General features: G+C 74.7%; 12 protein-coding genes. 8 read left to right on the top strand and 4 right to left on the bottom strand.

The window, feature by feature from the left end; all coding sequences use genetic code 11:
- Positions 1 to 69 precede the first annotated feature (69 nt).
- Both BLW04_RS00530 and BLW04_RS00525 read right to left on the bottom strand, forming a co-directional pair.
- A complete protein-coding gene (locus BLW04_RS00530) occupies positions 70 to 1,224 on the bottom strand; it encodes an outer membrane protein assembly factor BamB family protein (protein ID WP_091536000.1) in 1,155 nt (384 codons plus the stop codon).
- A gap of 8 nt (positions 1,225 to 1,232) precedes the next feature.
- Entirely contained in the window at positions 1,233 to 2,996 is a 1,764-nt protein-coding gene (locus BLW04_RS00525) for a DEAD/DEAH box helicase (protein ID WP_254780914.1), read from the bottom strand.
- Positions 2,997 to 3,291: 295 nt separating this feature from the next.
- Between BLW04_RS00525 and BLW04_RS00520 the strand changes: the two genes are divergently transcribed.
- The gene (locus BLW04_RS00520; protein WP_091535996.1) at positions 3,292 to 3,942 is read left to right on the top strand and encodes a ferritin-like fold-containing protein; all 651 of its coding nucleotides are present in this window, start codon (positions 3,292 to 3,294) and stop codon (positions 3,940 to 3,942) included.
- Positions 3,943 to 4,079: 137 nt separating this feature from the next.
- Here BLW04_RS00520 and BLW04_RS00515 read toward each other — a convergent pair whose 3' ends face one another.
- Both BLW04_RS00515 and BLW04_RS00510 read right to left on the bottom strand, forming a co-directional pair.
- A complete protein-coding gene (locus BLW04_RS00515; RefSeq protein ID WP_014742594.1) occupies positions 4,080 to 4,310 on the bottom strand; it encodes a DUF3107 domain-containing protein in 231 nt (76 codons plus the stop codon).
- 112 nt (positions 4,311 to 4,422) lie between these two features.
- Positions 4,423 to 5,076, bottom strand: coding sequence for a TetR/AcrR family transcriptional regulator (locus tag BLW04_RS00510; protein WP_091535992.1), 654 nt, complete (start codon positions 5,074 to 5,076; stop codon positions 4,423 to 4,425).
- A gap of 66 nt (positions 5,077 to 5,142) precedes the next feature.
- On the opposite strand from BLW04_RS00510, the gene BLW04_RS00505 reads away from it, so the two are divergent.
- From BLW04_RS00505 to BLW04_RS00475, 7 genes are all read left to right on the top strand, one after another.
- Complete coding sequence (locus BLW04_RS00505; protein WP_254780913.1) at positions 5,143 to 6,195, top strand: alpha/beta fold hydrolase; 1,053 nt, start codon at positions 5,143 to 5,145, stop codon at positions 6,193 to 6,195.
- A 101-nt stretch (positions 6,196 to 6,296) separates the two neighbouring features.
- Positions 6,297 to 7,253 carry a DUF3152 domain-containing protein gene (locus tag BLW04_RS00500; RefSeq protein WP_091535985.1) on the top strand — a complete coding sequence of 319 codons (957 nt, stop codon included), beginning with the start codon at positions 6,297 to 6,299 and terminating at the stop codon, positions 7,251 to 7,253.
- Positions 7,254 to 7,507: 254 nt separating this feature from the next.
- Entirely contained in the window at positions 7,508 to 8,668 is a 1,161-nt protein-coding gene (gene moeZ / locus BLW04_RS00495; protein ID WP_091535982.1) for an adenylyltransferase/sulfurtransferase MoeZ, read from the top strand.
- A 126-nt stretch (positions 8,669 to 8,794) separates the two neighbouring features.
- Positions 8,795 to 9,379 (top strand): TIGR03086 family metal-binding protein, encoded by a 585-nt coding sequence (locus BLW04_RS00490; RefSeq protein ID WP_091535978.1) that lies wholly within the window; start codon positions 8,795 to 8,797, stop codon positions 9,377 to 9,379.
- Positions 9,380 to 9,467: 88 nt separating this feature from the next.
- Positions 9,468 to 10,292, top strand: coding sequence for a hypothetical protein (locus tag BLW04_RS00485; RefSeq protein WP_091535975.1), 825 nt, complete (start codon positions 9,468 to 9,470; stop codon positions 10,290 to 10,292).
- Position 10,293: 1 nt separating this feature from the next.
- Positions 10,294 to 10,587, top strand: a complete 294-nt coding sequence (locus tag BLW04_RS00480) for an MGMT family protein (RefSeq protein ID WP_091535972.1) — start codon at positions 10,294 to 10,296, stop codon at positions 10,585 to 10,587.
- A gap of 40 nt (positions 10,588 to 10,627) precedes the next feature.
- Positions 10,628 to 13,900: an ATP-dependent helicase gene (locus tag BLW04_RS00475; RefSeq protein WP_254780912.1), complete on the top strand. Its 3,273-nt coding sequence runs from the start codon at positions 10,628 to 10,630 to the stop codon at positions 13,898 to 13,900.
- Positions 13,901 to 14,014 lie beyond the last annotated feature (114 nt).

Genomic DNA, 14,014 nt, shown 5'->3' with positions numbered 1-14,014 from the left:
GTGCCCGAGTGTGCCTCGCAGCGACAGAGCGTGCCCGGACGGGCTCCGGGCACGGTTCCGGGCGAGAGCTCAGCGCAGCCCGAGCACCGCGTCCTCGGTGGCGTAGACGACGGCCGGGCCGACGACCGAGGTGCGCCCGCCGGCCGGCAGGTCGGCGACCAGCACCGACCGGCTGAGATCGGTGCCGTCGGCGAGTGACCGCTGCACCAGCGCGCCGTCCTCGGGCACCAGCACGGTGGGGGAGTCGGCTCCGCTGACCGACGGCAGTCCGGTGGCCGGCACCTGCCAGCGCGTCGCGCCGGTGGTCTGGTCCAGGGCGTAGACGGTGCCGCGGACCCACACGAGGGCGGCGTCGGCGGCCCCGGCCTGCTGTAGCGGCTCACGGGTGGCCGACGACCCGGACAGCGGGGGGAGCAGCAGCTCGTGGAGGAGAGTGCCGTCGGCCGGGGCCAGCACCTGCAACCGGTCGCCGATGACGAGGTCGACGAGCCGGTCCACGCCGGCCAGCCGGGTGGGGGCGCCGGCGGTGTCGACGCTGCGGGTCCAGGTGGACGAGCCGGAGAACCCATCGAGCAGCTGGACCTGGAGGTCGGCGTCCGGACACCGCTGCAGCAGGACGACGCCGGTGCTGCCGACGTCGGCGCCCACCAGCCGGCAACCGGTCGAGGCCGCGTGCCGCCAGCGGGTGTTGTTGCCGCTCGGGTCGAGCGTGGCGAGGCCCGAGGGGGCCCAGGCCAGCACGATGCCGTCCGTACTGGCGAATTGCACGTCCTCCGCGAAGTTGACGCTGCGGTACCAGGCGCGGACCCCGGTCTCGGCGTGCAGGGCGACCGCCTCGTCGCACCGGCCGGCGGTGCGGAAGACCGCGATGACCAGCCCGTTGACCGCGGTCGCGTCGCACAGCAGCGCGTTGGACCGGGTGTAGTGCCAGGCCTCCGCGCCGGTGATCGGGTCGCGCATGATGAGGCCGTGCGCGTCCGTGGTCAGCGCCCGGCCGCTCTCCACCGCCCGGCGCGGTGCCGGACCGGTGTCGGCCGACCAGCTGATGGACAGCCGGGCGGCCGGCGCGGTGTCGGGCACCGACGCGGCGTCGGCGGTCGTGCTGCTCGTGGCCGCGGCGTCCGAGCCCCGCCAGAGCAGCGCGGCGACGACGGCCAGCACCACGGCGGCAGCCGTCCAGACCGCTACCCGCAGTGGCGGGCGGCGGCGGGTTCCCCCGCCCACGCCGGAGATCAGGCGGCGGACTCGGAACCGCCGCGACCGGAGCCACCCCGGCGGCGACGGCGGCGGGGCTTGCTGCCGGACTCGCCGGACTCGCCGGACTCGCCCGTGGCGGCCGACGGGGCGCTCACCGGCGCGTCACTGGCTGCGGCAGCGCCCTCGGCGGCCGGGCCGGCGCCGCGGGTGCGGCGACGCGGCCGGCTCTTGGGGGGACCGGCGGAGGACTCGGTCGCCTCGGCTGCAGCGCCGCCGTCGCGGCCCGGGCCGGAGTGGTTGCCTCCGGCGCGGCCAACTCCGGCGCCGCCGGTGCGCTGGCGCTTGCCGGTCTCCCCGAGGTCCTCCAGCGTCTCGGCACCGAGGCCCTCACGGGTGCGCTGTGAGCGCGGCAGCCGGCCGGTGGCGGTCTCCGGGACGTCGAGGTCGGTGCAGACCCACGGCGAAGTGGAGTACGTCTCCGGCGGCTCGGCGAAGTCCAGGCCGAGTGCCTTGTTGATCAGCTGCCAACGGGGAATGTCGTCCCAGTCGACGAGGGTGACGGCGACACCGGTGCTCCCGGCGCGGCCGGTGCGGCCGATCCGGTGCACGTAGGTCTTCTCGTCCTCCGGGCACTGGTAGTTCACGACGTGGCTGACGCCGGTGACGTCGATGCCGCGGGCGGCGACGTCGGTGGCGACCAGGACGTCGACCTTCCCCGCGCGGAAGGCGCGCAACGCCTGCTCGCGGGCACCCTGCCCGAGGTCACCGTGCACGGCGGCCGCGGCGAACCCGCGCTCCACGAGGTCGTCGGCGACCTTCTGGGCGGTGCGCTTGGTGCGGCAGAACACCATGACCAGGCCGCGGTCGCGGGACTGCAGCACCCGGGAGAGCAGTTCGGGCTTGTCTAGGTTGTGAGCCCGGTAGATGAACTGCGTCGTCTGGGGGACGGTGCTGCCCTCGTCGTTGCCGTGCGCCCGGATGTGTGTCGGCTGGGTCATGAAAGCCCGCGCCAGGTTCACGATCGGGCCGGGCATCGTCGCGGAGAACAGCATCGTCTGCCGCTTGTCCGGGACCATCTGCAGCACGCGCTCGATGTCGGGCAGGAAGCCCAGGTCGAGCATCTCGTCGGCCTCGTCGAGGACCAGCACCTTCACCTTGCCCAGGATCAGGTGGCCCTGCTGGGCGAGGTCCAGCAGCCGGCCCGGCGTGCCGACGACGATCTCGACGCCACCCTGCAGCGCCTGGACCTGCGGCTCGTAGGCCCGGCCGCCGTAGATGGCCTGCACCCGAATGCCCCGCTTCGCGCCGGCGGCGGCCAGGTCGCGGGAGACCTGCACGCACAGCTCACGGGTGGGGACGACGACCAGCGACTGCGGGACGCCGTCGCCGCCCTCGGCCGGCGGGACGACGCGCTGCAGCATCGGGACGCCGAAGCCCAGGGTCTTGCCTGTGCCGGTGCGGGCCTGACCGATGAGGTCGTGGCCGGCCAGCGCCAGCGGGAGGGTGAGCTCCTGGATGGCGAAGGTGCGGGTGATCCCGACCTCGGCCAGCGCGGCGACGACGTCGGCGTGCACGTCGAAGTCGCTGAACAGCGGGCTGTCGGTGGCGACGGGTGCGCCGCCCAGCTCCTCGATCACGGACTCGAGCTGCTCGGGCGCGGGCGCGCCGGTCTCGGCGTGCTCGAGATCGGGGGTGGTGGGGGCGTTCTCGGTGGTGTGCTCGGTGGAGGTCAGTTCTCTCGCCTCGGTCTGGTGGGGGACCAGCGCGTCGTCGGTGCCCGGGAGGGCGTTTCCCGACATCGTTCGCTGGGCCCGGGGTCGGTTCCGGGATGGTCGATCCAAGCGCCGACGCGGCCAGCAGACCGGGCGTCGAGGTGCAGACTGCCCGGGAGACGGCCCCAGAGGGCCGGTCTCGAGGAGGAGATCCAGCGGTCATCAGCGCACAGGGACTTGCTTGATCGGAACGAACCTGACGGTCCGCCGATTCCATCGTAGCCTGATCAGCCCGTTAGCCTCGGCTGCACCGCCGTGTGACACCGGCCCGGGCGCCGCCCGGGGAGGCCGCCGTCGCCGCAGGAGTGCCGAGGAGGGCCGGATGGCCGGGGTCGACCAGCGAGCCGTCGTCGAGCTGCTGGGCGTGCTGGCCTACGCCGAGCTCACCGCCTTCGACCGGTTGGCCGAGGACGCCCGGCTGGCCCCGACGCTGGACGGCCGGGCCGCGCTGGCCCGGATGGCCGCCGCCCAGGTCGCCCACCACGAGCGGGTGACCGCGCGGCTGCGGGAGCTGGGCGTGACCCCGGTCGAGGCGATGGTGCCCTTCGTCGCCCCGCTGGACGCCTTCCACGACGGGACCCGCGCCAGCACCTGGCTCGAGGGCCTGGTCAAGGCCTACGTCGGCGACGGGCTGGCCACCGACTTCTACCGCGAGATCGCCGCGTTCCTGCCCCAGCCCGACCACGCGCTGGTCGATGAGGTGCTGGCCGACAGCGGCCACGCGGACTTCGCCGTCCGTGAGGTGCGGGCCGCGATCGTGGCCGACCGGGCGGTCGCGGGGCGGTTGGCACTGTGGGCCCGGCGGCTGGTCGGCGAGGCGCTGACGCAGTCGCAGGCGGTCATCGCCGAGCACGACCGGCTGGCCGAGCTGATCGTCACCGGCACCGGCTCCCTGGCCGGTGTCGGCGAGTTGCTGACCCGGATCACCACCGCGCACAGCGCCCGTATGCAGGCGCTCGGCCTCAACCCGTAGAGAGAGATCCGGCGAAACCGTAGTCACGCCGACGGGAGGGAGGAGCCCCTCCCCGAGGCGTTACGGGAAGGGACTCCGCTCAGCCGGGAACGTCACCTGGCCGCGGTGCGATCCGGAAGGATCGCGACGTGTACGGCTCAGCCGGCGATGAAGCCCACGCGCCGTGAGTCGGCCTCGGCGATCTCGACGTAGGCGATCCGGTCGGTCGGGACGACGATGCGGCGGCCGCGTTCGTCGACCAGCGTGAGCAGGCCGTCCTTGGAACCGGTCATCGCCTTGGACACCTCGGCCGCGATCTCGTCCGGCGTCTTGGGGCTGTCGATGACCAGCTCGCGGGGGGAGTGTTGGACACCGATCTTTACTTCCACGCGGGGATGCCTCCTCTGGTCGGACTGCTGTTGCCCACGCTAGTGCAGCGCGGCGGGGCGGACCTGCCGCGGCGGGTGCGCCCTCAGCGAACGGAGCCCGCCGGGCGGATTGTCAGTCACCCGCGGGGTCGCCGTCGCGGCGCGGGAAACCTGACATGCCGCGCCAGGCCAGTGCGGACATCAGCGACACCGCCTCGTCGCGGGACAGCGTGCCCTTGCCGGCCAGCCACCAGCGGGCGCTGCTCTCGGCCAGCCCGGTCATGCCCGCGGACAGCAGCAGCGAGCGCTCCGGGTCCGCGCCGGTCTCCACGGCGATGACCTCGGCGATCGCCTCGATGCAGTGGCGTACACCGTCCTCGACGACCTGTCGCACCCCGGCGTCGTTGCGCAGGTCGGACTCGAAGACGAGCCGGAAGGCCTCGCCGTCGGCGTCGATGAAGTCGAAGTAGGCGCCGACCGCGCCGTCGACCCGTTCGCGTTTGTCCTCGGTGCCGGCCATCGCCTGGCGGACCCGGTCGGTCAGCTCGGCGACCTGCTGCTCCAGCAGTGCCAGGTAGAGCTCCCGCTTGCCCGGGAAGTGCTGGTACAGGACGGGCTTGCTCACCCCGGCCCGGTCGGCGATGTCGTCCATCGCGGCGGCGTGGAAACCCTGGGCGACGAACACGTCCTGAGCGGCACGCAGCAGCTGCTGGCGGCGGGCGCCGCGGGGCAGTCGGGACGTGCGACGGCTGGCCGGCGGCGCGGGTACGGGTCGGCTGGGGTGCATGGCGCAGCGACTCTACCGGCGCATGACCCCGGCGGCCGCTCGCGCGGTGCGACTACCGTCGTCGTGGTGCCTGCCGCCCCCGAATCCACGATGCCCCTGCCGCGGCTGGGCGCCCTGGTGCCGCCCTGGCCCGGAAAGCAGGTGGTCCTGAGCGGGGGGCCGGTGTTCGTCCGTTACACCCCGTGGACGGGACCGGTCGAAGGCGGTTCCGAGGATGCACCGGTGGAGCGGGCGCTGTACGTCCATGGCCTGGGCGGCGCCTCCACCAACTGGACCGACCTCGCCGCCCTGCTCGCCGTCCGGTTCGAGGGCTGGGCCCTGGACCTCCCGGGTTTCGGGGAGTCCGAACCGCCGTCGCGGGGCGGCTACTCCATCGCCCGGCACGTCCAGGCGGTCGTGGACCTGCTCGAGTGGGTGGTCGACCGCCCTGGTCCCGGCCGCGGTCGCCCGGTGCACCTGCTCGGCAACTCCCTCGGCGGACTGGTCAGCCTGTGGGGCGCCGCCCGACGACCCGACCTGGTCGCGACGCTGACGCTCATCTCCCCGGCCATGCCGGTGTACCGGGTGCCGGCGGCCTTCGACCGGGCGATCACCCTCGTGCTGCTGCCCGGGGTGCCCGCCCTGGCGGAGAAGCGGCTGGCCGGTGTGAGCGCCGAGCAGCGGGTGCGCGGGCTCGTGCGGATGTGCTTCGGCAACCCCGACGCCGTTCCCCCGGCCCGGCTCGAGGAGGCCATCGAGGAGATGCGCCGGCGTGACGAGCAGCCCTGGGCCGGGCAGGCCCTGACCCGCAGCCTGCGCGGGATGATGACCTCCTACCTGCGGTTCGGCCGGGCGAACGCCTGGCGGATGGCCCGCTCGGTGCGAATGCCCACGCTGGTGGTGTGGGGCGACCGGGACCGGTTGGTCGACCCGCGGCTGGCGCCGCGGCTGGCCGCCGCGCTGCCCGACGCCCGGTTGCAGATGCAGCCCGGGGTAGGTCACCTGGCGATGCTCGAGGCGCCGGAGGCGACCGCCCGGGTGGTGCTGGGGCTCGCCGAGCACGCCGCCACCACCGCCGCGGACGTCCTCGCGGACAGCATCGGCAGCCCGGCCGAGCCGGGGGCCGCGGCCGCGGTCTGAGCTGTCCGGCCCGGTCGGCGGCGTCCGCGGGCGAGCCGGGCGGGGCCCGTGTGACGGGATCGTCCGACGCCGCACCGCCTGCGCCGAGGTGCCCCGGCCCGGTGACCCCCCGTGAGAGCCTGACCGGCGTGCCCCGTCCGGACCGTGCCGCCGACCCCCGCGGGTCCTCGCGCCCGGGTCAGCCGCTGGTCGCCAGCCGGGACCCGGTCGGCCGGGGACGGCAGGGCGCGCACGACCTGCCCACCGGCCGGGTCCGCCGCTTCGTCCACCGCTACGGCTGGCGGGCCTACGCCATCCCGGTGCTCACCGCGGCCACCCTGGTCGCCCTCGTCGACGTCGCGGCCACCAACGCCCAGGACACCGCCGGCCGCGCCGACACCGCCGCCGCCGCGCAGCCCGCGGTGCCGTCCACCACCGCACCCGTTCCGACCGCACTCGCCACGACGGCCGACCCGCAGGTCGCCGAGGGGGAGGGCCGGCCCACCGCCGAGGTGACGGTCGGGCCCAGCGCGCCGACCTTCGTCGAGCAGGGCGCGGGCACCGTCACCGTCGTCGACGGCACCTCACCGGTGCTGGGCAGCGGGCCGCTGGAGCGGTTCGTCGTCGAGGTCGAGGACGGCGTCGGCGTCGACGACGCCGGGTTCGCCGACGCGGTCGTCGCCACCCTCGGAGACGCCCGGTCATGGGGCAGCGGCGGGCAGATGTCCTTCCAGCGGGTCGGCGCCGCCGAGGCCGCGGCCGGGTCCTACGACTTCCGGGTGAGCCTGGTCAGCCCCGCCTCCATGGAGACGTACTGCCCCGGCGTGGGCACCGGCGGCTACACATCCTGCCGGTACGGCGAGCGCGCCGTCATCAACCTGGCCCGCTGGGAGACCGCCGTTCCCGACTACGCCGGGGACATTGCCACCTACCGACAGTACGTGGTGAACCACGAGGTCGGGCACGCGCTCGGCCACGGCCATGAGCAGTGCTCCGGTCCCGGCCGGGTCGCTCCGGTCATGGAACAGCAGACCCTCGGTCTGCAGGGGTGCACGAAGAACGCCTGGCCCTATCCGTGATATCGCCATCCTTCGGATGACACTGCGGCCAACGGCCGTCCCGGACGGTCGTCGAGCCGTTGCCCGCGTTCCACGGACCGCCTCGCGGCGGGACGTGGTCGCCTCGGCGGTTCACTGATGGTCCCTGGTCGCTCTAGGGACGACGGACCGTGGGCCGAGTGGGATTACGACGGCGTGTCAGGCTGTTGCGGAGCAGAAGAACGCGGCTTCGGCCGATTGTCCTGCCTGTACCCGCAGTCGCGAAGGAGCACCCCGTGCAGTTGCCACCGCTGGTGGATCCAGCCGCCGACCTCTCCATCGAGGAGGTCCGCCGCTACAGCCGCCACCTGATCATCCCCGACGTCGGGATGGAGGGGCAGAAGCGGCTGAAGAACGCCAAGGTGCTGGCCGTCGGCGCCGGTGGTCTGGGTTCGCCGGTCCTGCTGTACCTCGCCGCAGCCGGCGTGGGCACCCTGGGCATCGTCGAGTTCGACACCGTCGACGAGTCCAACCTGCAGCGCCAGATCATCCACGGCCAGTCCGACGTGGGTCGGTCCAAGGCCGAGAGCGCGCGGGACTCGATCAAGGAGATCAACCCACTGGTCGACGTCCGCCTGCACGAGACGCGGCTGGACAGCTCGAACGTCGAGGAGATCTTCAGCCAGTACGACCTCATCGTCGACGGCACCGACAACTTCGCGACCCGCTACCTGGTCAACGACGCCTGCGTGCTGCTGGACAAGCCCTACGTCTGGGGTTCGATCTACCGCTTCGACGGCCAGGTGTCGGTCTTCTGGAACGAGCACGGGCCGAACTACCGCGACCTCTACCCGGTCCCGCCGCCGCCCGGCATGGTTCCCTCCTGCGCCGAGGGCGGCGTCCTGGGCGTGCTGTGCGCGACCGTCGGTGCGATCCAGGCCACCGAGGCGGTCAAGCTCATCACCGGCATCGGCGAGACGCTGCTCGGCCGGCTGATGGTCTACGACGCCCTGGAGATGACCTTCCGCGAGATCAAGGTGCGCAAGGACCCCGAGGGGGACCCGATCACCGGCCTCATCGACTACGAGGCCTTCTGCGGCGTCGTGTCGGTGGAGGCCCAGGAGGCGGCCGCCGGCTCGACGATCACCGTTGACGAGCTCAAGGACATGATGGACGCCGGCAAGGACTTCGAGCTCATCGACGTCCGCGAGCCGAACGAGTTCGAGATCGTCTCGATCCCGGGCGCGAAGCTGATCCCCAAGGACGAGATCCTGTCCGGCCGGGCGCTGTCCCAGCTGCCGCAGGACCGCCCGATCGTGCTGCACTGCAAGACCGGCGTCCGGTCGGCCGAGGCGCTGGCCGCGGTCAAGGCCGCCGGCTTCAAGGACGCCGTGCACGTGCAGGGCGGGGTGACGGCCTGGGCGACGCGGATCGACAAGGCGCTGCCGACCTACTGAAGAAGGACCCCGTCCTCCCCACCGCTCGCAAGCTCCCGGCGGTGCCCTGGACGGGGCCGCCGGGCCCGGGGTCCCTTCGGGGGCGCCGGGCCCTGCTGCGTCCGGGGGCTGCGCTTGACTGGGCGCATGCCCGAGTCCTCCCGAGCCGCGCTGCTCGAGCGCTTCCAGCGGGCCCAGGCCCTGGTCACCGACCGCGTGGATGCCGTCGAACCGGAACAGTGGGACGCCCCCGCGCTGCCCGGGTGGACCGTCGCGGATCTGGTCGCCCACCTGACCGCCCTGCAGTTGGCCACCGCCGGGGTGCTCGCCGGCGAACTGGCGGACGACGTGGTCGCCGTCCCGGCCGGCACCGACGTGCTGCGGGGCGACGACCTGCTCACCGCCTGGGAGACCGCGGCGGACACCGCGCTGACGGCCTGGGCGCTGGACGACCAACCCGACCGGACCGTCCACTCGCCGCGTGGACCGGTTCCGGCCGTCGAGCACCTGGCCGGACTGACCGCCGACCTGACCGTGCACGCCTGGGACCTCGCCCGCGCGACCGGTGGGGACACCCTGCTGGATGCCGAGCTGGTGGCCGCGGCCCTGGTCGTCGGCGAGCAGCACCTGGGACCCGGCGGCGTGCCCGGCGTCGTCGGGCCGCCGGTGGCGGTCCCGCCGGACGCCGACCCGCTGACCCGGTTGCTGGCCCGCTACGGCCGGCGGGGATGACTTCCCGGCCGACGGCGTGACCAACAGCGACGGCCGGCCGGGGAACCCCCTAGCATCCGGAGCGCAGCCCGCCGACCCCGAGGACACCATGAGCCAGCCGCCCCAGGAACCAACCCCCGGCCAGGGCGGTGGCAGGGGTCAGCAGCCCGGCGAGGCCGGCCAGGCCGACGGGTGGGCGGCACCGCCGACGCCCGGCGCACCGGCGTCCGGCTACGGACCACCGCCGGCGCACGAGTGGCAGCAGCCCTACGGCGCCCCGGCGCCCGGGGCGGCCGTGTGGGAGAGCCCTGGTCGTCCCGGCGGCAGCGTCCTGAAGAAGGGGCTGCTCGTCGGCGGGATCGTGGCGGTGGTGCTCCTCGCCGCCCTCGGGGCGGTGCTTGCGCTGACCCTCAGTGGCGGCGTCGAGCGAGTGGCGTCGGACCCGACCGTGCAGAGCGCGCCCGCGCCCGTCACCTCGTCATCCCCGTCGGTCACCTCCGAGATGTTTCTGGCCACGCTGCCCGCGGAGTTCGTCGACTGCGCGGAGACCGCGACCGAGGGGGACGGGGACACCCGGGCCGCCGTGTGCGGCGCGGCGCAGTCCCGGCCCGACCCGGCCCGGGCCAACTGCTACCTGTACCCGGACGTGCGTACCCTCGGCGACGTCTTCGCCGGCGACGCGACCGACATCGGGATCGCTGAGTTCGCGGACGGTCAGGACTGCTCGACGGGCATCGGCTACACCGCCTGGACCGCCGACGGCGTGCCCGGCGGGCACGTCGGCTGCGCGATCCTGGACGACGGGCGGGTCGCGGTGCTCTGGCCCGACGAGGAGTACCTGACCGAGGGTGTCGTGACCGCGCCGGACAGCACCCGGGCCGAGCTGTCCAGCCTGTTCGCCTGGTGGGAACAGAACGCCTACTACCAGGGCTGACGTGGCATCCGAGGACGTCGACGAGGCGGTGTACGACGTCGTCGAGTCGATCCCATCGGGCCGGGTGAGCACCTACGGGGCGATCGGCCGGCTGGTCGGGGTCGGCCCGCGCCGGGTGGCGCGGGCACTGTCCGGCGGCGGGGGAGCAGTGCCCTGGCACCGGGTGGTCCGCGCCGACGGCACGGCCGCCGAGCCGGTCCGGGTCCGCCAACTCGAGCTGCTCGCGGGCGAGGGCGTGCCCTTGCGCGGCCAGCGGGTCGACCTGGCGGCCGTGGGCTGGCCGGACGAGGAGTGACCTCTGCGGGACTGTCGGTGCCGCGTGGTCTCATCGAGGGGTGCGGGGAGAGACAGCAGTCGCGGGCACCGGTACGGCTCCGGGCGGGGCGCCGGTCTACCGGCTCGTCCAGCCCGAGGTCGCGCCCCTGGTCCGCCCCCGGCTCGACCCGACCCAGCAGGCGGTGGTCGACCACGCCGGCGGCCCGCTGCTGGTGCTGGCCGGACCCGGAACCGGCAAGACCACGACGATCGTGGAGGCGGTGGCGGCACGGATCGAGGCGGGCGTCGACCCCGAGCGAATGCTGGTTCTGACCTTCAGCCGCAAGGCCGCCGCCGAGCTGCGTACCCGCATCACCGCGCGCGTCGGGCGCACCATCCGTGAACCGGTCGCCCGCACCTTCCACTCCTACGCCTTCGGGGTGCTGCGGCGGGCCGCCGTGCTGCGCGGCGAGCCCGCGCCGCGGCTGCTGACCTCCGCGGAGCAGGACGCGGTCGTGGCCGACCTGCTGCGCGGCGACGTCGAGGAGGACGGCGTGCGCTGGCCGGCCGAACTGGCCGCGGCGCTGGGCACCGACGGTTTCCGCGACGAACTGCGCGAACTCCTGCTGCGGGCCACCGAACGCGGTGTCGACGCCCACCGGCTCGCCGCCTGGGGCCGGGAGCGCGGGCTGCCGCACTGGGAGGCCGCGGCGGCCTTCCTCCGGCAGTACCAGGACGTCTCCTTCTTCGCCACGGTCGCCCGCGGCGGGGCCAGCGGCTACGACCCCGCCGAGCTGGTCCGCACCGCGATCGACGAGCTGCGCGACGATCCGCAGCTGCTGCGCGGCGAGCGTGAGCGGGCCAGCTGGCTGTTCGTCGACGAGTACCAGGACACCGACCCCGCCCAGGTCGAGCTGTTGGAACTGCTGGCCGGCGGCGGGGGTGACCTGGTCGTGGTCGGTGACCCCGACCAGGCCATCTACGCCTTCCGCGGCGCTGAGCCGCGCGGCATCGTCGAGTTCCCCGAACGGTTCCGGCACCGCGACGGCCGCCCGGCCGCCCGTGCGTCCCTGGGCGTCTGCCGCCGGTCGGGCGCCGAGCTGCTGGCCGTCAGCCGACGGGTCGCCGAGGGCCTGCCCGGGCCGTGGGAGCACCGCCGGCTGGTGATCGGTGAGGGGATTGCCCCGGGGTCGGCGGAGGTGCACGTGTTCGACTCCGCTGCGGTGGAGGCCGCCTTCGTGGCCGACACCGTGCGGCGTGCGCACCTGCTCGACGGCGTCCCGTGGTCGGAGATGGCGGTGGTGGTCCGCTCGGCCGCGGCCAGCCTCGGGCCGGTGCGTCGGGCGCTGAGCCAGGCTGGTGTACCGGTCGCGGTCTCCGCCGACGACGTCGCGCTCGCCGGGCAGCCGGCCGTTCAGCCCCTGCTGGCCGTGATGCGCGCCCTGCTCCCGGCCCGCGGGCCTGCGGCCACCGGGCTCGCCGGGCCGGACGCCGACCCCGACGCCGTCCGCACCGAGACGGGGCTGGACGAGCCGGGCGCGGAGGCACTGCTGGCATCCCCGTTGGGCGGGGCCACCGTGCTCGACCTGCGCCGCATGCGCCGCGCCGTCCGGCGGGCCTCGGCCGCGCGCGGGGAGGACCCGGCCACCCGGTCCGCGCCACTGGCTCAGTTGCTCACCGACGCCACGCTGCTCGACGCGGTGCCCGAGCACCTCGCCCGGCCCGCGGCCCGGGTGGTCCGCGTGCTGGACGCCGGGCGCCTGGCGCTGGCCGGTGGAGGCAGCGCCGAGGACCTGTTGTGGGCGCTGTGGCAGGCAACCGGGCTGGGGTCACGCTGGGCCCGGGCCAGCGCAGTCGGCGGCCAGACCGGCGCGGTCGCCGACCGCGACCTCGACGCGGTGGTGGCGCTCTTCGATGCCGCGGCCGGCTTCGTCGACCGGCTGCCGCACGCGGAGGTGTCCGCCTTCGTCGACCACCTGGCCGCGCAGCAGCTGCCCGGCGACGGCGGCGCCGCGCGGGCGCCGGCCGGGGAAACCGTCCGGCTGCTCACCGCGCACGCGTCCAAGGGCCTGGAGTGGGACCTTGTCTGCGTCGCCGGCGTGCAGGAGGGGGTGTGGCCCGACCTGCGCACCCGGGCCAGCCTGCTGGGCGCCGAGGACCTGATGGAGGCGGCGGCCGGCACCGACCCGGCGAACCTGGACCGGCGCACGCTGGCGCTGGCCGAGGAGCGCCGGCTGTTCTACGTCGCCTGCACCCGGGCCCGGCGCCGGCTGGTGGTCAGCGCCGTCGACGGTGCGGTCGAGGGCGACGCGGGCACTGCAGTCTCCCGGTTCCTCGACCTGGTCGTCCCGCCGCCGGCCGACGGCGAGGGGGCCGACGGTCTGCGCCGGCACACGCCGCTGCCCCGGCAGCTGACCTTGCCCGCCCTCGTCGCCGAGCTGCGCCGCCACCTCACCGATCCGCACACCCCGGCGCCGCGGCGGGCCAGCGCGGCCGCGGTGCTGCGCCGGCTGGCCGACGAACGCGTTCCCGGTGCCGACCCGGCCGGTTGGTGGGGGCTGGCGCCGCTGTCGGACGACGCGCCGCTGGTCGACCCGGCCGACGTCGTCCCGGTCCGGCCCTCGGCCATCGACACCTTCCAGCGCTGTCCGCTGCGCTGGGTGCTCGGCTCGGTCGGTGCGGAGGCGGCGCCGGAGGCCACCCGCACGGTCGGTTCGGCGGTGCACGACGTGGCCCAGCAGGTCGCCGAGGGCCTGCCGCCCGCCGACGCCCCGGCCGTGCTGGACGCCGAGCTGGACGGGCTGGACCTGGGCCCGGGCTGGTTCGACCAGCGGCAGCGGGACCGTGCGCAGGACATGCTGACCAAGTTCCTGGCCTGGCACGCCCGGGCCGACCGGGAGCTGGTCGCCGCCGAGGAGGACTTCGACGTCGTCGTCGGCCGCGCCCGGCTGCGCGGTCAGGTCGACCGCCTCGAGCGCGACCGGGAGGGCCGGCTGGTCGTCGTCGACCTCAAGACCGGCAAGACCGCGCCGCGGTCGGTGGAGGAGCACGGTCAGCTCGCCGCGTACCAGGTGGCCGTGGCCGAGGGCGCCTTCGCCGAGCACGGGACCGCCACCGGCGGCGCCGCGCTGCTGCAGGTGGGCGGCAGCCAGAAGGCGGCCAAGGAGCACGTCCAGCCGGCGCTCCCCGCGAACGTCGACGCCGGGGCGACCTGGGCCGGGGAGTTGCTGGCCGCGGTGGGCGAGGGCATGGGTGCGGGTACCTTCGCCGTCCGCACCGATGCCGACTGCGACCGCTGCGCGTTCCGCCGCAGCTGCCCGATGCAGGAGCCGGGCCGGCAGGTGACCCGGTGATCCTCGCTGGTGATCCCTGGTCGTCTGAGGGCTTGTGGCCTCGTCCCGGGTTCCCTCGCGAGCGTGCGAGCGGAGGGCAGGACGAGGTCCTTCAACAGCTGGCCCTCGACCTGC

The sequence above is a fragment of the Modestobacter sp. DSM 44400 genome (assembly GCF_900107175.1).
In the GTDB taxonomy this organism is placed as follows: domain Bacteria; phylum Actinomycetota; class Actinomycetes; order Mycobacteriales; family Geodermatophilaceae; genus Modestobacter.
The sequence above is the reverse complement of the archived record's forward strand: the minus strand, read 5'-3'. Positions and strand labels throughout refer to the sequence as shown.